Source organism: Pseudomonas sp. EB271-G4-1 (genome assembly GCF_058791355.1).
In genome coordinates this window covers 84,147-102,467 of record NZ_JBYTEO010000023.1, presented here as the reverse complement: position 1 = coordinate 102,467, position 18,321 = coordinate 84,147, and the positions used below count along the sequence as shown (strand labels likewise).

19 protein-coding genes are annotated in these 18,321 nt (G+C 60.5%); 11 read left to right on the top strand and 8 right to left on the bottom strand.

The features are described 5' to 3' along the window. Nucleotides 1-86: 86 nt before the first annotated feature. A complete protein-coding gene (locus AC3WWR_RS13805; protein ID WP_020796904.1) occupies nucleotides 87-476 on the bottom strand; it encodes a c-type cytochrome in 390 nt (129 codons plus the stop codon). A 207-nt stretch (nucleotides 477-683) separates the two neighbouring features. Here AC3WWR_RS13805 and AC3WWR_RS13800 point away from each other — a divergent pair, with 207 nt between their 5' ends. From AC3WWR_RS13800 to AC3WWR_RS13790, 3 genes are all read left to right on the top strand, one after another. Further along, a complete protein-coding gene (locus AC3WWR_RS13800) occupies nucleotides 684-1,433 on the top strand; it encodes an SDR family oxidoreductase (protein ID WP_492598799.1) in 750 nt (249 codons plus the stop codon). Between the two features lie 34 nt (nucleotides 1,434-1,467). Next, nucleotides 1,468-1,869 carry a cupin domain-containing protein gene (locus tag AC3WWR_RS13795; protein ID WP_492598798.1) on the top strand — a complete coding sequence of 134 codons (402 nt, stop codon included), beginning with the start codon at nucleotides 1,468-1,470 and terminating at the stop codon, nucleotides 1,867-1,869. A gap of 186 nt (nucleotides 1,870-2,055) precedes the next feature. Then, complete coding sequence (locus tag AC3WWR_RS13790) at nucleotides 2,056-2,538, top strand: hypothetical protein (RefSeq protein WP_492598797.1); 483 nt, start codon at nucleotides 2,056-2,058, stop codon at nucleotides 2,536-2,538. Between the two features lie 189 nt (nucleotides 2,539-2,727). Here AC3WWR_RS13790 and AC3WWR_RS13785 read toward each other — a convergent pair whose 3' ends face one another. Further along, nucleotides 2,728-3,558, bottom strand: a complete 831-nt coding sequence (locus AC3WWR_RS13785; protein ID WP_020796900.1) for an oxidoreductase — start codon at nucleotides 3,556-3,558, stop codon at nucleotides 2,728-2,730. 130 nt (nucleotides 3,559-3,688) lie between these two features. Here AC3WWR_RS13785 and AC3WWR_RS13780 point away from each other — a divergent pair, with 130 nt between their 5' ends. Next, a complete protein-coding gene (locus AC3WWR_RS13780; protein ID WP_492598796.1) occupies nucleotides 3,689-4,594 on the top strand; it encodes a LysR family transcriptional regulator in 906 nt (301 codons plus the stop codon). A 168-nt stretch (nucleotides 4,595-4,762) separates the two neighbouring features. On the opposite strand, the gene AC3WWR_RS13775 is transcribed toward AC3WWR_RS13780, so the two are convergent. Next, nucleotides 4,763-5,482: a cysteine hydrolase family protein gene (locus tag AC3WWR_RS13775; RefSeq protein ID WP_033042620.1), complete on the bottom strand. Its 720-nt coding sequence runs from the start codon at nucleotides 5,480-5,482 to the stop codon at nucleotides 4,763-4,765. Nucleotides 5,483-5,634: 152 nt separating this feature from the next. On the opposite strand from AC3WWR_RS13775, the gene AC3WWR_RS13770 reads away from it, so the two are divergent. From AC3WWR_RS13770 to AC3WWR_RS13755, 4 genes are all read left to right on the top strand, one after another. Beyond that, entirely contained in the window at nucleotides 5,635-6,531 is an 897-nt protein-coding gene (locus AC3WWR_RS13770; protein ID WP_083349369.1) for an AraC family transcriptional regulator, read from the top strand. 21 nt (nucleotides 6,532-6,552) lie between these two features. Next, nucleotides 6,553-6,879, top strand: coding sequence for an NIPSNAP family protein (locus AC3WWR_RS13765; protein ID WP_020796896.1), 327 nt, complete (start codon nucleotides 6,553-6,555; stop codon nucleotides 6,877-6,879). 193 nt (nucleotides 6,880-7,072) lie between these two features. Then, nucleotides 7,073-7,882 carry a DUF2092 domain-containing protein gene (locus AC3WWR_RS13760; RefSeq protein WP_033045360.1) on the top strand — a complete coding sequence of 270 codons (810 nt, stop codon included), beginning with the start codon at nucleotides 7,073-7,075 and terminating at the stop codon, nucleotides 7,880-7,882. Further along, on the top strand, nucleotides 7,879-8,070 hold the full coding sequence (locus AC3WWR_RS13755) for a hypothetical protein (RefSeq protein ID WP_020796894.1): 192 nt from the start codon (nucleotides 7,879-7,881) through the stop codon (nucleotides 8,068-8,070). Before AC3WWR_RS13760 ends, AC3WWR_RS13755 begins: the two co-directional genes overlap by 4 nt. Before the next feature lie 141 nt (nucleotides 8,071-8,211). Here the strand turns inward: AC3WWR_RS13755 and AC3WWR_RS13750 are convergent, their stop codons facing one another. The 5 genes from AC3WWR_RS13750 to speB all read right to left on the bottom strand — a co-directional run bounded on the left by AC3WWR_RS13750 (nucleotide 8,212) and on the right by speB (nucleotide 14,887). Continuing rightward, nucleotides 8,212-8,670 carry a GNAT family N-acetyltransferase gene (locus AC3WWR_RS13750; RefSeq protein WP_033045361.1) on the bottom strand — a complete coding sequence of 153 codons (459 nt, stop codon included), beginning with the start codon at nucleotides 8,668-8,670 and terminating at the stop codon, nucleotides 8,212-8,214. A gap of 159 nt (nucleotides 8,671-8,829) precedes the next feature. Then, a complete protein-coding gene (gene betA, locus AC3WWR_RS13745; protein WP_492598800.1) occupies nucleotides 8,830-10,518 on the bottom strand; it encodes a choline dehydrogenase in 1,689 nt (562 codons plus the stop codon). Between the two features lie 17 nt (nucleotides 10,519-10,535). Further along, nucleotides 10,536-12,110 (bottom strand): purine-cytosine permease family protein, encoded by a 1,575-nt coding sequence (locus tag AC3WWR_RS13740; protein ID WP_020796890.1) that lies wholly within the window; start codon nucleotides 12,108-12,110, stop codon nucleotides 10,536-10,538. Between the two features lie 198 nt (nucleotides 12,111-12,308). Beyond that, nucleotides 12,309-13,817, bottom strand: a complete 1,509-nt coding sequence (locus AC3WWR_RS13735) for an aldehyde dehydrogenase family protein (RefSeq protein ID WP_492598795.1) — start codon at nucleotides 13,815-13,817, stop codon at nucleotides 12,309-12,311. Nucleotides 13,818-13,888: 71 nt separating this feature from the next. Further along, nucleotides 13,889-14,887: an agmatinase gene (gene speB, locus AC3WWR_RS13730; RefSeq protein WP_020796888.1), complete on the bottom strand. Its 999-nt coding sequence runs from the start codon at nucleotides 14,885-14,887 to the stop codon at nucleotides 13,889-13,891. Between the two features lie 152 nt (nucleotides 14,888-15,039). On the opposite strand from speB, the gene AC3WWR_RS13725 reads away from it, so the two are divergent. The 3 genes from AC3WWR_RS13725 (at nucleotide 15,040) to gcvH (ending at nucleotide 18,314) form a co-directional block, all read left to right on the top strand. Next, nucleotides 15,040-15,954 carry a LysR family transcriptional regulator gene (locus AC3WWR_RS13725; protein WP_020796887.1) on the top strand — a complete coding sequence of 305 codons (915 nt, stop codon included), beginning with the start codon at nucleotides 15,040-15,042 and terminating at the stop codon, nucleotides 15,952-15,954. A gap of 69 nt (nucleotides 15,955-16,023) precedes the next feature. Further along, nucleotides 16,024-17,532: a transcriptional regulator GcsR gene (gene gcsR / locus AC3WWR_RS13720; RefSeq protein WP_151142734.1), complete on the top strand. Its 1,509-nt coding sequence runs from the start codon at nucleotides 16,024-16,026 to the stop codon at nucleotides 17,530-17,532. Between the two features lie 398 nt (nucleotides 17,533-17,930). Then, nucleotides 17,931-18,314, top strand: a complete 384-nt coding sequence (gcvH, locus tag AC3WWR_RS13715; protein ID WP_020796885.1) for a glycine cleavage system protein GcvH — start codon at nucleotides 17,931-17,933, stop codon at nucleotides 18,312-18,314. Nucleotides 18,315-18,321 lie beyond the last annotated feature (7 nt).

Here is an 18,321-nt window from a genome sequence, read left to right as displayed (position 1 = left end):
ATCTTTTGATTTTTCCAGGGCCAAAGCAAGATCAAAAGATCGCAGCCTGCGGCAGCTCCTACAGGTCGAGGTACATCTGCCAGTTTTCAGGGTGCCGGGAAGGTCTGGATGTAAGCCAGCAAATCATCGATCTTCTCTCGATCGCTGATCCCCCAGAAAATCATCCGTGTGCCCGACACCACGGCTTTCGGGTCCTCGATGTACGCCGCCAGTTTTTCCCGCGTCCAGACAATGCCCGACGATTTCATCGCATCGGAGTACTGATAGTCCGTGGTGCTGCCGGCAACCCGTCCGACAACACCGTTGAGTTGCGGACCAAAAAACGCCCGCGCCGACTCGCCGATCTGATGGCAGCCACCACACACCCGCTTGAACAGTTTACCGCCCGCCTCGGCATCGCCCTGCGCGTTCGCTTGCGTGGCGAACAGGCCTGTACCGAGGGTCAGGACGAGGGTCATCACGGCCGCTTTGTTCATTTCCAGCTCCCGCCTGCAGCGAAAAAAAAATGGCCGCCATTTGAGCATGACCAGGGCCCATGGCCGAAGCTTTTCGCATGTACAAGGCCCAAGCGTGCCGTCCATCCCGCCAAGCCTCGCTGCGCTTTTGCCCGCCTAGACTAGCTACTCACAACGTGAGTGGCATGTACAGCCGCCACCCCCACACCAACTTACGGAGACTCAATCATGAAAATTGTTGTCATCGGCGGTACCGGCTTGATCGGGGCACAACTGTGCAAACTGTTGCGCGAAGGTGGCCATGATGTGGTGCCCGCCACGCCGAGTACCGGCGTCAACGCCGTCACCGGGGAAGGCTTGCAGGCAGCCCTGCAGGGCGCTGACGTGGTGGTCGACGTCGCCAACTCACCTTCGTTCGAAGATGCCGCCGTGCTGGAATTCTTCGAAAAATCCGGGCGCAATCTTGCCGCCGCCGAGAAGGCCGAAGGGGTCAAGCATCACGTCGCGCTTTCGGTAGTGGGCACGGAACGGATGCTCGAAAGCGGCTACTTTCGCGCCAAGATGGCCCAGGAAGAGATCATCAAGAAAGCCGGTGTGCCTTACTCGATCCTGCGCGCTACGCAGTTCTTCGAGTTCATCGGCGCCATTGCACAATCAGGCGCACAAGGCGACACCATTCGCCTGACATCGGCCGCCCTGCAGCCGATCGCCTCGGCCGATGTCGCCGCGGCACTGGCCAAAATTGCCGTGGCGGCGCCCACCGGCAAAATCGAGGAAGTGGCTGGCCCTGACAAACAACCTCTGGTGTCGTTCGCAAAAACCTACCTGCAACACACCAAGGATCAGCGTGAAGTGATTACCGACGACAACGCCGGATATTACGGCGCGATCATCAACGACCAGTCACTGACCCCTGGCGCCAATCCCATCCTCGGCAAGATTCACTTCGATCAATGGCTCAAGAGCGCTGGCGTCTAATAAGGCAAACCGCGTACACATTCAGGAGAGTCCCATGCGAACCCACGTTCTCCTCGCCCTGCTTGCACTGTCCACCCTGCCAGCCCGGGTCCTGGCCGCCGACGCGCCGCACCCGGATGTCAAGGAAGTGTCGGTCACGGCGCTGCCCGATTACCCCGGCAAGGAAGTGCTGATGCTCACCGTCGAATACCCGCCGGGCGGTGCCGACCCGGTTCATCGACACGACGCCCACGGCTTCATCTATGTGCTCGAAGGCTCGATCGTCATGGGGGTCAAGGGTGGCAAGGAAGTCACGTTGAAGCCCGGACAAAGCTTCCATGAAGGACCCAACGACATACACACGGTGGGCCGCAATGCCAGCAACGACAAGCCGGCGAAGTTTGTCGTCTTTCTATTGAAGGACCAGGGTAAGCCGCCAGTGTTGCCTGCCGATTGATCATCGCCCGGCATACTCGCGTATGACTGGCTAATACCTGGATGTTGATCTGGACAACCTATGCATGAGTGACGGGGTTTTTCAGGCAATTAAGATGCAGGCATCGAATGTCAGGGCTGCAATAGCCGGCATTCCTGCCTGCCCACTTGTTGCTTGAACAATCCCGTGACTCATTAGGTGAACATGATGAACACCCCCCGCCTTGCATCAGGACTTGCCCTCCTTTCAGCCCTCGCTTTACTCACCGCCAACGCACAGGCCGTCGAAGCGGGAGCCGGAACGTCCGGCGCCCACACGGCCGTGCATAACGCTGCCGAGGGGGGTGCAGACCGCACCAAGGAACCACAACTGGCTGCCGATGGTGCGCAGCGTCTCAAGCAGAATCAGGTGGCTGAAGGTGGCGCCGATCGCCTGAGAGAACGGCAGCTCAAGCAAAATCAGGTCGCCGAAGGTGGCGCCGATCGCCTGCGCGAGCGGCAACTGGCATCGGACGGTTCCGATCGACTGAAGCAAAACAACGTTGCCGCAGGCGGATACAACTCGATGCGCGGGACAAGGGTGGCAGAAGGTGGCTCCGACCGCCTGCGGCACAATCATTACGCCGATGGCAGCAATGGCTACGATGCCAGCTCCGACGTCATGCCCTATTTCTGCATGGAATGCCGCTGATCTCCTGTAGGAGCGAGCATGTTCCGGGCGGCGTTCCGACGATGGTCGTGAACGATAACGCGTAGAACCAGATGCCCAGCGGCGCCCGTGGGTTTCTCGCGAGCATGCTCGCTCCTACAAGGGTAAATCTCATGCACAAAAAAATCCGGAGTCCTGTGAATGGGTCCGGATTTTTTGTTGCGCGTGTAGTCAGTCCTTGAAATCGGTGGACAGTGCCAGCTCGTTCCATTGCGCCAATTCCTGGGCGACAAAGCGGTTTTTCGCTTCGATGCGCGCGATGGTATCGCTGCCCAGTGCCAGCCGTTGTGGCGGCTTCGGTGCATTGACCAGGGCCAGCATGGCGTCGGCGAACTTCACCGGATCGCCCGGCTGGGCATGGTTGGCGGCTTCGGCATGCTTGCGCATGGCGCCGACGGTTTCATCGTAGTCCGACAGTTCCAGCGCGGTCTTCACCAGCGATTGCTCGTCGAGGAAGTCGGTGCGGAAGAAGCCCGGCTCGACCACCGTGGCATGTATCCCTAGCGGCGCCAGTTCCTGGTGTAGCGCTTCGGTAATACCTTCTACCGCAAACTTGGTGGAACCGTAGACACCCCAGCCCATGTAGGCGTGGTAGCCGCCGATGGAAGAAATGTTGATCACATGTCCGCTGCGCTGGCGACGCATGTGCGGCAGTACCGCCCGGGTCACGTTGAGCACGCCGAAGACGTTGGTGGCGAACAGACGCTCGGTCTCGCTGGCGCTGGTTTCTTCCACCGCGCCCAGCACGCCGAACCCGGCATTGTTGATCAGCACATCGATGCGGCCGAAACGCTTGATGCCTTCTGCGACGGCCTGATGCGCTTGCTCCTCGCGGGTCACGTCCAGGCGCACGGCCAGCAGGTTTGGGTGATCGCCCAGTTTGGCGGTGATTTCTTCAGGTTTACGGGCCGTGGCGATGACCGCGTCGCCGGCATGCAGAGCACGTTCTGCGATGAGAGTACCAAAACCACGGGAAGCCCCAGTAATGAACCAAGTGCGCATTTCAACTCCTCCTGTCAGCGACCCGAGCGTTATTGCCGGGCCTTCCTGATGAGTTGACGCCACTTTAAAACTGCACTACTGATGTGATAATCCCAGTAATTTTGCATGACTTTGTGAAAGGTATTCACATATGAAAGGGCCGTCCGCGTCAGACCTCTCGACCTTCCTGAGCGTGGCCCACCACTTGAACTTCAGCCGGGCGGCGGTGGAACTGGGGCTGACGCCGTCTGCGCTGAGCCATGCGGTGCGGACCCTGGAGAACCGGCTCGGCGTGCGGCTATTTAACCGCACCACCCGCAGCGTCGGCCTGACCGAAGCCGGTGAGCGCCTGTTCGCGCGATTGAAGCCCGCATTTCGCGATATCGACGATGCCCTGGAGGACCTGAACAATTTTCGCGATAAACCCTCGGGCAACCTGAGAATCAACGCTGGTCGCCAGGCCGCCGAACTGGTGCTGCTGCCGCTGGCGGCCAGGTTCCTCGAAGCCTGCCCAGACGTGAAACTGGAGATCGTGACGGACGACGCGCTGGTCGATGTGGTGGCGCAGGGCTTTGACGCCGGCGTCCGCTTTGGCGTCCGGTTGGAGGCGGACATGGTCTCCCTGCCGATTGGCAGCCACATGCGCTCGGTGGTCGTGGGCTCGGCGGAGTTTTTCCGCAGGCATCCCGTTCCGCAAAAACCCGAGGATTTGCATGGCCTGCCGTGCATCCGCCATCGTTTCCCCAGTGGCGCTATGTATCGCTGGGAGTTCGAACGGGGTGCAATCGCCCAGGAAATCGAGATAGACGGCCCACTGACCCTGGGCGACGTCAGCCTGATGGTCGGCCCGGCGTTGCAGGGCGTCGGCCTGGCCTACATCTTCGAAGACATGGTCAAGGCGCAGATTGCCGACGGCAGCCTGATCCAGGTGTTGGGCGACTGGTGTCCCTACTACCCCGGCCTGCATCTGTACTACCCAAGCCGACGGCATGTGCCGGCAACGCTCAAGGCTTTCATCGAATGTGCACGAGCGGCACGGGAGGTCGGTCCACGATAGGTTTTTTGGAACCTGTAGGAGCGAGCATGCTCGCGAAAAACCTGAGGGCACCGCGGGGTGCCAGGCTCCCCGCGTCATCGTTGACGACCATCGTCGGAACGCCGCCCGGAGCATGCTCGCTCCTACAGTAAATCGGGTACAGCCGTCTCCCCCCTAGTATCAGGGCGATCAGGTCTTGAGGTAGTCCAGCGTCTGCGCCGTGGTCCACAAGGCATTGGCGATGTAGCGATAGTTGATCAGCGCAGCCAGGTAGCCATCGCCCTCAGGCGTGCTCGGGCCGGCGGTGGCGTCGCGGACCACCGCCACTTCAAAGCCCTGCTCCAGCAACTCACGCAGGTGCGACTCGACACAGAGGTTCGCCGCCATCCCCGCCAGTATGATTTGCGAAACACCGTGCTTGCGCAGTTGCAACGCCAAGTCATTGGTTTCAGGGCCGTACACTTTATGCGGCGAAGCGATAATGGTCTTGCCGTCGAGGATGTACGGCTTGAACCCGGGCATGAAGTCGGCACCGGAGTTTTCGAAACCGTCGAGGCTCAGCGGCCCCTGCCGATCGAACATGCAGATGCTGTGCATGACCTTTTCCAGCGGCCCGCCGAAATGCCAGTCGTGATCGCACGGGTAGTAATAGTGCGGGGAAACAGCGACGGTGATGCCTGCTTCTTTGGCAGCGGCAAACAACTGCCCGAGGTGATTGACCACATCGTGCTCGACGACACTCTTGCCGAATACACCCCAGCTCACACCTTCGGGGCTGAGGAAGTCGATCTGCGGGTCGATGACCACCAGTGCTGCGCGGGCCAGGTCGAGCTGCATGCCCGGGTCCGGCAGCGCAGGCTCTGTCGGGTCGGCATACGGGGCGGTGGTGCGAATCGAATCGTTGCTCATGACAGTTGACTCCGCTCAAGGATGGAAAAATCGCGCTGCGCCATGGCACCCGGCAGGGGTGTTGTTTACCATCGGCGAGAACGTCATCCTACGGTCGCGCCCTGTTCCTCTTTTGCCAGGGCGTACAGCGTCTTTACCCAGGCGTCTCCAACATGGATATCCTTTCCGAATTCTTCGAGCGCACACAACTGCAGGGTCGGCTGTTCTTTTCCGGCCCCATGGTGGGCACACTGGTGCTCGACAAGCCGCCGGGCATGGCGTTCATCCATGTGATCCGTCGTGGCGGTATCCACATGGTGCAACCGGGGCTGCCAACGATCTCGATCAACGAGCCCAGTGTGCTGTTTTGCCCCAGCAGCTGCCGTTATCAATTGCGCTCAAGCTCGGTCGAGGGCGCCGAATTGATCTGCGCTTCGTTCCAGTTCGGACGCAATTCCCTGCAACCCTTCCCGCTCGGGCTCAAGGAAACCCTGGTGTTTGCCTTTCGCCAACTGGAAAACCTCACGCCCCTGCTCGGCACCCTGATCAATGAATTTCAGGACAAGGCCCCCGGCCGAACCAAAGCCCTGAACCTGCTGCTCGAATACCTGTTCGTGCTCCTGGTGCGCCGCTCGGTCAGCGAGGGCAAGATATCCAGCGGTTTGCTGTACGCCCTTCAGGATGGGCGCCTCGGGACAGTGTTCAAGCGCATTCACCAGGAGCCCGAGGCGCCCTGGACCGTAGAGAAAATGGCCAGCCTTGCGAATATGTCGCGGTCAAAATTTGCCGCCTGTTTTACCCGGATCATGGACATTTCGCCGATGGGCTACGTCACCGCCTGGCGAATGAAACTGGCCCAGGATCTATTGCGCGATGGTGTGCAGATCAAAGTCATCGCCGCGACAGTCGGCTACAGTTCGCAAGCCTCGCTCTCTCGAACCTTCCTCAACGTGGTGGGCTGGCCGCCGGCCGAATGGCTCAAGCGCGATACCTGCGGCGAGGCTGTCGCAGACGTGGCGGCGCGGCTTCTGCCCGACCTGCCGGACGATTCAACCACCGAACATAGCTAACCTGTCAGAGAGAAAAAACCGATGGTCACCTGCTACCTGAAATATGTGCTGGACCCCTACAAGCTCGATGCATTCGAACACTACGGCAAACTGTGGATTCCACTGGTGGAGAAGTTCGGCGGCCAGCATCACGGCTACTTCCTGCCGTCCGAGGGGGCCAACAACGTTGCCCTGGCCATGTTCACCTTCCCTAGCCTTGCGGCCTACGAAACGTATCGCCAACAGTCTATGAAGGACGCGGAATGCATCGCCGCCTTCAAGTACGCAGAAGAAACGCGCTGCATCCTCAGCTATGAGCGCTCCTTCTTTCGTCCGGTGTTCGGCGAGCAGAAACAGCAAACGGCCTGATGGGTTCACAGCGCATTGGAATCAATAAACATGCCGCCTGACCGGGCGGCATTTTTCATTGCCAAACCCAGAGTGTAATGGCGGGTTTGAATGTCAGATGAATGGTCGGCCAATAGACGGCAAACTGCTGATGATGGGACTAACTTTACAAGTCCGCACTGCCAACCCGGCATTCTTATAGCGGTGACCTCTCATGGAAAAGATCGCCCAAAAGTTTCTCGACACTTCTATAAACCGCTTCGCTGGAGCGAGCCTCGCACTGATTATCGGCTTGAGTACATCAACAGCGGCATTGGCCGATGAGGCATATGCCAAAACACTGCTCAAGAACATGTCCGACTATATGTCAGCGCAAAAAAATATATCGTTTAGCTACGACACGATTCTGGATGTCGTTACTAAAGATAAGCAACGACTTGCACTGGCAGGTTCCGGCACCGTTGCCATCACCCGGCCTGACAAGCTGCGCGGTACACGCACCAGTGGCTTTGCCGACCTTGAGATGCTGTTTGATGGCAAGACGCTGACCTTGATCGGCAAAGGCAAAAACATCTACACGCAGGTCGAAATCCCGGGCACGGTTGACCAGCTTCTCGATACGCTGCGCGACAAATACAACAGGCCACTGCCCGGTGCAGATCTGTTGATGTCCAATCCCCAGGATCAATTGATGTCAGGCGTGACCAACATCAAGGATCTTGGAAGTGGCGTTATCGGGGGGACCGAATGCGATCACCTGGCTTTCAGGAAGAAAGACGTTGACTGGCAAATATGGATCGCCCAAGGCGATCGCCCCTACCCTTGCCGTTATGTCATCACTTCCAAAACAATTGCCGGTAGTCCCCAATACAGCATCCAGCTAAGCGACTTTAAAAGTGGCGATGCCGTCGCGGTTGATGATTTCACGTTTAACAATTCGACCAATGCCGAGAAAATCGAACTCAAAGACCTGCCCAACGCCGAGGACTTGCCCAGCAACTTTGTTCGAGGAAAAGCCCAATGAACCTATTGATGAAATCCTTCGGCTTCCTTCTGGCGGCATTCGTACTGATGTGTGCGCTGGAGCTTGGAGAGACCTTGTCGATCCCCGGCGTGCACAGCGTCGTTCCTCACGCCGAGGCGGTGGTCGGGCGTCCTCTTACGCCCGTCAGCGTTGCCGGCGTCGCGAGGCGCACGGCGCGGCGCAATTAACCTTGATGTTCGAGCAAACCAGCAATAACGATCAACGCTCGAGCGCACCTGGACGATGGTGCCTGCCAACATGGCAATCACCACGCAGATGAAAACCTGCCTCCAGAGCGGCAGCCTCGTCGAGGCTGCCGCTTTTTGAACCTAACCTTGTTTCAAGTCCAGGCAATAGGTGTAGTAACCGGGATCGCGCACATAACCCAATGACTCGTACAGACGCTGGGCACCGTAGTTGTCAGTTGCGGTTTCCAGGGTCATGCCCTTGGCTCCCATCAACCGCGCAAAGTCGCGGGCGGTATTCATCAGCAGCGTACCAACGCCTTTGCCCCGGGCGGCGGGCGTGGTGAACAGGTCGCCGAGCAGCCAGGTGCGGTGCGCGTCGATGGAGGAAAAGGTTGGGAACATCTGCACGAAACCCAGCGCCTGGCCGTCGGTGTCCTCGGCGAAGAAGATCACCGACTCGTCGCGGGCAATGCGTTCGGCAATGAAGTTGCGGGACTGGGGCAGGTTCGACGGCTGGCCGTAGAAGCCACGATAAGCGTCGAATAACGGCGCGATCGTGTCGATGTGGGAAGCGTCGGCGCGCAGGGCCAGGATAGCCATGAGGGTGCTCCATTGCGGTCTTGGGAGTTTGAGCCTAGCAATGGCAATCGAATTTTTCCTGTGGGAGCGAGCCTGCTCGCGAAGGGGCCATGACATTCAACATTGATGTTGACTGGTCCATCGCTTTCGCGAGCAGGCTCGCTCCCACACAGGATTTGCTTAAACGCGCACGTTACGTCCTGGCAAGGTCGTGCGCTGGCTGTTTTCCCAATTCTCTACCAGCCCCACCGGCACATCCGACGCTGGCAACATCTTCACCCCGCGAACCAGGTCCGAAGCCCGTTCGGCGAGCATGATGGTCGGCGCATTGAGGTTGCCGTTCGGTTCGGTCGGGAACACCGAAGAGTCGATGACCCGCAAGCCCTTGATGCCATGCACCCGCAGCTCGGAATCCACTACCGCCATGTCGTCCTCGCCCATGCGGCACGAACCACAGGGGTGGTAAGTGCTTTCGAGGTTGTCACGGACAAAGGCGTCGAGGTCTTCATCGCTGGTCACCAGCGCTCCGGGAGCGATTTCGCCGTCGCGGAAACGGTCCATGGCTTTCTGGCCGATGATCTCCCGGGTCAGGCGGATGCAGCGGCGGAAGCCTTCGCGGTCCTCTTCGCGCTCCAGGTAGTTGAAGCGAATCTCCGGGTGTTCGTACGGATCGGCCGACCGCACGCGCACATAGCCACGGCTTTTCGGTTTGTTTGGCCCTGTGAGCACCATGAAACCGTGGCCCTTGATCGGCTTGTTGCCGTCGTAGCGCATCGCTGCCGGCAGGAAGTGGAACTGGATGTCCGGCCAGCGCAGGCCCTTCTCGGAGCGAATGAAACCACCGGCCTCGAAGTGGTTGGTGGCGCCCAGGCCGTCCTTGAACAGCAGCCAGCGCAAACCGATCATCAATTTGCTCAGCGGGTCCATCTTGCTGTTGAGCGTCACCGGTTCCTTGCAGCCGAACTGGATGTACACCTCGGCGTGATCCTGCAGGTTCTCCCCTACCCCCGGCAGGTCATGGCGCACGCCGATCCCGGCCTTGCGCAGGACCTCGGCCGGGCCGATGCCGGAGCGTTGCAGCAGGTGCGGCGAACCGATCGGCCCGGACGAGATCAGGACTTCGCGGTTGCAATAAACCTGGTGGGTCTGACCTCCGTGGTCATACATCACCCCGACTGCACGCTTGCCTTCGAGGATGACCTGGCGCGTCATCGCATGGGTGATCACCGTCAGGTTCGGACGGCCCATGGCCGGACGCAAGTAGGCGTTGGCCGTGGAGCAGCGCACGCCATTTTTCACGGTCATGTGCATCGCACCGAAACCTTCCTGCATGTAGCCGTTGCAATCTTCGGTCTTGATGTAGCCCGCCTCCGCGCCGGCTTCGACCCAGGCCCCGTACAACGGATTTTTCATGTGATTGCCGTTGCTGGTGTGCAGTGGTCCGGTCTGCCCGCGATAGCTGTCGCCACCGGACTCGTAGCTTTCGGCGCGCTTGAAGTACGGCAGGCAATTCTTGTAGCCCCAGCCCTGGGCGCCGAGGGATTCCCATTCGTCGAAATCCAGGGCGTGGCCGCGAATGTACACCAGGCCATTGATCGACGACGACCCCCCCAGCACCTTGCCCCGCGGGCAATGAATGCGCCGGCCGTTAAGGTAGGTTTCCGGCTCGGTTTCGTAGCGCCAGTTGTACTTCTTGGTGTTCATCGGGATCGAGAACGCACTGGGCATCTGAATCACCACGCTCTTGTCGCTGCCACCGAATTCCAGGACCAGCACCGAGGTGGCCGGGTCTTCGCTCAGGCGGTTGGCCAACACACAACCTGCCGAGCCTGCGCCAATGATGATGTAGTCGTATTTTTGCGTGGTCATTCTTTGCGTGGTCATGGCTATCTCCCGACCGTCGTTTGAGTGAATACCGGCCGTGGTTGCTGTTTATGGGTCAGCGTGTCGCCAGTGGTGTATTGCGGGGAGGTTATTTCGACCTGCTGGATAACGGCCTCTTCGCGCGCAAGGTCGATCGAACGGCTCAGCCAGTAGTACGCCAGGCCCGAGACGATCAGCCCCACCAGCCAGGCGATGTCGATGCTGCCCAGGGCCTTGGCCAGCGGGCCGACATACACTTCGCGTTGTTCGACGCCGTCGTAGATGTAGAAGAACGGAATCATCGAGATAAAGCCGATGGCATAGGCGGCGATGCCACGCAGGCCCCAGTTGCCGTAGATGTTGCCGTGGGGCATGAAGAAGTGCGGGATGGCGTAGCGGCCCTTGCGCACGAAGAAATAGTCCGTGAGGTTGACCGAGGTCCAGGGCACCAGGAAGTACAGCATCACCACCAGGTAGATGCCGAGCACCGACAGGCCTTTGCCGGAACTCTGGATGCTCAGGGCCACGCCCAGTTGCAGCAGGATCACGAACGCGATGGCGAGGATCCGCGCCTTGCGGGTCGGCTCGATGTGCCTGATCGAATCGACACAGGTCAGGGTAGTCAGCTTGGCGCTGTAGATGTTCATCGCGATCACCGGCAGGAACGCCAGGATGGTCACCACCACGACCGCGGTGCCCATCAGTGGCGACACGGTGTTGCCGACTTGACCCAGGGCCACCAGCACATCGGTGGAGTGCAGGTGATCGGCCAGCCAGCCACCGACGGAAATCATCCACGCTCCGGACAACGAAGCGCCGAGAAACACCACGGCGATCAGCTTGCCGCTGGAGGTGTTCTTTGGCAGGTAACGCGAGTAGTCCGACACGTAGGGGGCATAGGCGATGTTGTAACTCGCCGCGGCCGCGAACTGCGCGATGAAACCGGTCCAGTTGAAGCCCAGCGGTGCGGGGGCCGCTTCGCCCTCGGCCAGCGCCGGCAACACGGCGTCCGGTACCCAGCCCATCAACACCGCCAGGGTCACCAGGCCGTACAGCGGCAGCGACAGGCACAACGCCCATTTGAAGCTGCGGTGCATCCAGTCATGGCCGAGGATCGCCAACACCGCCGCCGGGAGGGTCACCGCCACCGCGATCACCGCGGGGCTGAAACCGAACAGCGTGTGCAGGCCCTGCATCATCAGCACCAGGTTGACGATGTTGAACCCGGCGAACACGAACAGCGTCGCCAGCAGCACCAGGATCACCCCACGGTAACCGAACTGCGCGCGGGACTGGATCATCTGTGGCAAGCCGAGGTGCGGGCCTTGCGAACCGTGAAACGCCATGAACAGCGTGCCAAACATGATGCCCAGGGTGCCGGCGAGTGTGGTCCAGAGCGCGGTCAGGCCGACGCTTGGGCCGACGAAGCCGATGGTCATGGTGAAGAAGGTGAAATTGCCGAGGAACCAGAACGGGCCCTGGCTCGACAGTTTGTCGGTGCGCTCGTTCTCGGGGATGAAGTCAATCGAATGCCCCTCGACGACGGATTTGTCGTCGAGGGAGGAGACACTCGTGGCGGACTTGGCGTTAGTGTTCATGATGGACTCTTATTGTTGGAAGATCATGACGAGATAACCGCGTTCTTTTGGGTGAACGACATCCCTGCTGGGGAACCTGTGGGAGCGAGCCTGCTCGCGAAGGCGATGTTTCAGGCGACATTGATGCTGGATATGCCAGCCTCTTCGCGAGCAGGCTCGCTCCCACAGGGTTTGTGTCGTTCAAGAGTCAGCCATGACTCACGGCAAGGTGATCCACACCGCCTTGGTTTCGAGCAAGTAATCGAGCTGCTCGGCGCCCAGGTCCTTGCCGAACCCGGACTGCTTGTAGCCACCGAACGGCATCGACGGGTCGAGGGTGCCGTGGGCGTTGACGTAGACCGAGCCGGCCTTGAGGCGTGGTATCAGGCGATGCACCTTGCCCAGGTCGTTGGAGTACAGGGCAGCCGCCAAGCCAAAAGCTGAGTCATTGGCCAGGGCCAGGGCCTCTTCATCATCATCGAACTTTGCTGTCACCAGCACCGGACCGAAGATCTCTTCCTGGACGATGCGCATGTCGTTGCGGCAATTGGCGAAGATGGTCGGCTCGACGAAGAACCCCGGACCGTCGACCGGTTGGCCGCCGTACACCAGTTCGGCGCCTTCGGCCTTGCCGGTCTCGATGTACTCGGTAACGCGCTGCTTTTGCAGGGCCGACACCAGTGGGCCGATGAAGCAGTCCGGGTCCAGGCCCGGGGCCATTTTCAGGGTGCGTGTATAGGCGATCAGCTCACGCAGGAATTCGTCATGGACGCTGCTATGAATATAAGCCCGCGTACCGGCATCGCATACCTGCCCGGAGTTGAAAAATACGCCATTGGCGACCGCTTGTGCCGCGGCCGGAATGTCGGCATCGGCAAACACGATGACTGGCGACTTTCCACCGAGTTCGAGGGTCAGCCGCTTCATGTCGTCCAGCGCCGCGCGGCCAACGGTAAGGCCCACCGGGGTGGAACCGGTGAAGGTCAATTTGTCGATGCCGGGGTGGGTGGTCATGGCCGCGCCGACCACGCTGCCGCGACCAGTGACAATGTTGATCACGCCGTCCGGAATGCCCGCTTCCTGCACCAGTTCCGCGAAACGCAGGGCCGACAGCGAGGTCAGCTCAGCGGGCTTGACCACCACGGTGCAACCGGTGGCCAGCGCCGCGCCGAGTTTCCAGGCCATGGTTTGCAGCGGGAAGTTCCACGGCACGATGGCGCCGACCACCCCTACCGCTTCCTTGCGGGTATAGGCCAGGTAATTACCCGGCAGCGAAGGCTCGACGGTGCGCCCGTGGAGCTTGGTGGCCCAACCGGCGAAATAGCGCAGGGTTTCGACAGTGCCCTGGATATCGACGTCCTTGGCGAAGGCTACCGACTTGCCCATGTCGATCGATTCGATTTGCGCCAGCTCGTCGGCGTTCTGTTCGATCAAATCCGCCAGGCGCTGGATCAGGCGTTCGCGTTGCGCCGGTTTTGCCTGGCTCCATTCACCCCCATCGAACTGCGCGCGGGCTGCTTGCACGGCGCGGTCCAGGTCTTCAGTGGTGCCCATGGGAATGCGGGTGATCAGGCCTTCGGTCGAGGGCTCGATGACTTCGGACGTCTGGCCGTCGCTGGCGTCGACCCAGGTACCGCCTATGAACATCTTCTGCGCTTTGCTAAGGAAGGTCTGGGTGGCTTCGCTGACACCAAACTTCTGCAGGTAACTTTTGACGATCGTGTCCATTTTTATTCTCTCTGCCCGGCAGTCAGTTCCTGCCGGGTCTTCGTGGTTTCGATATTCAGGCTGGCCAGCTCTTAAGCCAGCGATTCGCTTTCGGCGGCGGCTCGCACCAAGCCCCGCTCGTGGAAGATGAAGCCGATGCTGTTCAGCAGCAGCTGCGCAGCGAGGATCGAGGTCATGCCGGTCGGGTCGTACACCGGTGCCACCTCCACCAGGTCCATGCCAACGATGTTGCCTTTGCTGCGCTTGGCCAGGGCCTGGATGATTTCCAGCACTTCGTAGTAGAGGAAGCCGCCGTGGCTCGGGGTGCCTGTGCCGGGGGCGATGGACGGGTCGAAACCGTCGATGTCGATGGTGATGTAGTAGTTGATGTTCTGCGGGATCAGCGCCAGTACACCTTCGACGCCAAGGCGACGCACATCGCGCACCGAGAGGATCTTCGAACCGGCCTCGTGAGCCGCTTCGTAGTCGTCGCGGTTGGACGACGAGACGTTGCGGATGCCCATTTGGGTCATGCCGACAATGTGGTTCATTTCCGAGGCGCGGCGCAGCGGGTTGCCGTGGCCGTAACGCACGCCGTGGCGCTCGTCGACGAAGTCCAGGTGTGCATCGAAGTGGATGATGTGGATCGGGCCGCGCCCTTCGAAGGCCTTGATGACCGGTGCGTGCACCGAGTGATCGCCGCCCAGCACCACCGGCATCACACCGGCATCGAGGATCTTGCGCACCGCGTATTCGGTGTTCTTGTTACTGGTGGCCATGTCGGTGTGGACGATGTCGGCATCACCGACGTCGACCATGCGCACGTCCGATGCGGTGAGGTACATCACGTCATCTTCGTGATCGTAGGCCCCGGCGTGGCCGAAGGAAAACAGCGTCGATGCTTCACGAATCCCGCGTGGTCCGAAGCGTGCGCCGGAGCGCCACTGGGTGCCCATGTCGTTGGGCACGCCAAGCACCGCGACGTCGGCATCCAGCGCATCCCAATCGGTGCACACCGGGGATTTGCCAAAGGTGCAATGACCCACGAATGGCAGGTTCAGACGACCGGATTCATAACCGTTGTTCGACATTTCTAGCCTCTCCACTTCTTGTTATCGGCTTGGCGGAACTGCAAGGCGACCGCCGTTGGAAAGACTATGAGCGCAGGTTTTCGTGGAAAAAATGCTAAACATCAGATACTCATATCGGCATTCCCGATGCATCCCCATGCCGGAGGTTCCCGATGATCCAACTGCACGATGTCGACCTGAAACTGCTCAGGGTATTTGCCACGATTGTCCGCTGCGGCGGTTTCTCCGCCGCCCAGGCGGCGTTGAACGCCGGGCAGTCGACCATCAGCGAACAGATGACCCATTTGGAAACCCGCCTTGGGGTCAAGCTCTGCCAGCGCGGGCGCAGCGGCTTTCGCCTGACCGAGCAAGGCGTGGCGATCCATGAAGCCACCCAGCGCCTGCTGTCGGCGGTGGAAAATTTCTGCATGGACGCCGACGTACTCAAGCAGCACATCAGCGGCAAGCTCAACCTGGGGATCATCGACACCACCATCACCGACCCCGATTCGCCGATCCCGCGCACCACCCAGCGCTTCGTGTCGCGCGGGCATGACGTACACCTGAACGTGTACGTCGGCACTCCGGCAGAACTGGAAGAACGGGTGCTCGACGGTCGCCTGCACCTGGCCATCGGGCATTTTCCGATCCATGTACCGGGCCTGCTGCAATCGCCGCTGTATCAGGAAGCGCTGGGCTTGTATTGCGGGCGCCGGCACCCGCTGTATGGGAGCACGGCCGAAGGTGCCGAGTTGCTCGAAGAAATCGGCGCGGGTCGCATCGTCGTACGCGGCTACATGCAGCAATACGACCTGGAACACTTGGGCGTGAGCAAGGCGGCGGCCACCGTGGACAATATCGAAGCCTCGGCGATCCTGATCATCTCCGGCGCCTACATGGGTTTTCTGCCCGAGCACTTCGCCGCCCAGTGGCTCAAGTCAGGCGAAATGCATCAACTGGGCCCGGCGAGCCTGCGGCTGAAATCACCGTTCGACGTGATCACCCGGCGCGGTGTGGCACCGCCGCCGATCCTGCAGGCGTTTCTCGAGGACCTGGCGGCCAGCACCCGCAAAACGGCCAATGGATGACGTGACGCTCGCCAAACTCGAATTCGCCCCGGCATACTGATTTTCGTTCGCCCATCTTGCAGGCCTGTCATGCGCATCCACGTCACCTTCATCGACCGCGTCGGCATCACCCAGGAAGTGCTGGCCCTGCTCGGCGGGCGCAGCTTCAATCTGGACGCCGTGGAGATGGTGCCGCCGAACGTCTACATCGACGCCCCGACCCTCGGCGCCGAAGTACTGGAAGAGTTGCGCGAGGCACTGTTCGGCGTGCGCGGTGTGCAGGCGGTGACCCTGGTCGACATCCTTCCGGGGCAACGTCGGCGCCTGCAACTGGACGCCTTGCTGGCCGCCAGTTCCGACCCGGTGCTGGCGGTCGATGATCGTGGGCACGTGCTGCTGGCCAACCCGGCATTGATCGCCCTGTGCGGTCGCGAACCGGCCGGTGAATCTCTGAGCGCGCTGTTCGACGATGCCGATTTGCAACGCACCTTGATCGCCCAGCATTTCCGCCTGCCCATGCACGAGGTCAGTCTTGGTGGCCACACGTTGCTGCTCGACGCCATGCCGATTACCGACGCTGGCGCCCTGCTCACCCTCTATCAGCCGAATCGCATTGGTGAACGCCTCTCGGCGCTACACCATGATCACGCCGAAGGTTTCGATGCGCTGCTCGGCGAGTCGCCGCCGATCCGCTCGCTCAAGGCCCGCGCGCAACGGGTGGCGGCCCTCGACGCACCGCTGTTGATCCAGGGAGAAACCGGCACCGGCAAGGAACTGGTGGCCCGCGCCTGTCACGCAATCAGCGGTCGCCGTGACAAGCCGTTCCTGGCCCTCAATTGCGCGGCGCTGCCCGAGAGCCTGGCCGAAAGCGAACTGTTCGGCTACGCCCCCGGAGCGTTCACCGGGGCACAACGGGGTGGCAAGCTCGGGCTGCTGGAACTGGCTGACCAGGGCACGGTATTTCTCGACGAAGTCGGCGAGATGTCGCCGTACCTGCAAGCCAAGCTGCTGCGTTTTTTGAGTGATGGCTGCTTCCGCCGGGTCGGGGGCGATCGCGAGGTCAAGGTCAATGTGCGGATCCTCAGCGCGACCCACCGCGACCTGGAAAAAATGGTCGCCGAAGGGCACTTTCGCGAAGACCTGTTCTACCGCCTCAATGTCCTCAACCTGCAGGTGCCGCCACTGCGCGAACGTGGCCACGACATCCTGTTGATGGCCCAGCACTTCATGCAGCAGGCTTGCGCGCAGATCCAGCGCCCGGTCTGTCGCCTGGCGCCCAGCACCTTTCCCGCCCTGCTTGGAAACCGCTGGCCGGGTAATGTGCGGCAACTGCAAAACGTGATCTTTCGCGCGGCGGCGATCTGCGAGAACCCGTTGGTGGACATTGACGACCTGGACATTGCGCGCACCGCTGTGGAGCGCCGGAACGATGGCGAGGTGGGGAGTCTTGAGGAGGCTGTCGAGGGGTTTGAAAGGAATTTGCTGGAGCAGCTTTACCAAAGCTATCCGTCCAGCCGCTTGCTCGCGGCACGCCTGCAAACCTCCCATAGCGCGATTGCCATCCGCCTGCGCAAGTACGGCATACCCAACAAGTCGTAAATTCGACCCCGCCCCGTAGGAGCTGCCGCAGGCTGCGATCTTTTGATGTTGATCTTTTCCTGAGCCGCCGAAGATCAAAATCAAAAGATCGCAGCCTTCGGCAGCTCCTACAAAGAGTTGTTTGCAAATCGATACAGCGTATCGAAACCAAGACAAAACCCTTTCAACCTGTCTACGCCGGACATCGGTCCCTTCGCTTCCCATGCCTGTCTTGATTTCAATACGGCAACCGCGCATCAATTTGCCCAATAAATCACTAAGCCATTGATTTAAAACAACTAATCAACCTTGGCACCACCCTTGCTATCTCTCCTCCAGCCAAGCTCGCTACCCACACCCGAGCCTGCCCATCGCCTCCGCCACCTGCAGCGGATGAGTCTGAACAATGAGGAGTTGATATGAGCGAATTGCGTTTTACCGTCGAACACGAATGGCTGCGCACCGAAGCTGACGGCACTGTCACCGTTGGCATCACGGCGTTTGCCCAACAGGCATTGGGGGATGTGGTATTCGTTCAGGTGCCTGAGTTGGGCAGCTTCGACGCCGGAGCCGAAGTGTCGGTCGTGGAATCGGTGAAAGCCGCCAGCAGCATCGGCATGCCGTTGGACGGTGAGGTGCTGCACGTGAATTCGGAACTGGACAGCAACCCGGAGCTGGTCAACGAAGACCCGCTGGGCGAAGGCTGGTTCTTCCGTTTCCAGCCCGCTGACGCTGCCGCGCTCGGCCAACTGCTGGATCAGGCCGCCTACGACCGCCTGATCCAAGACCAGATCGACGCCTGAGGACTGC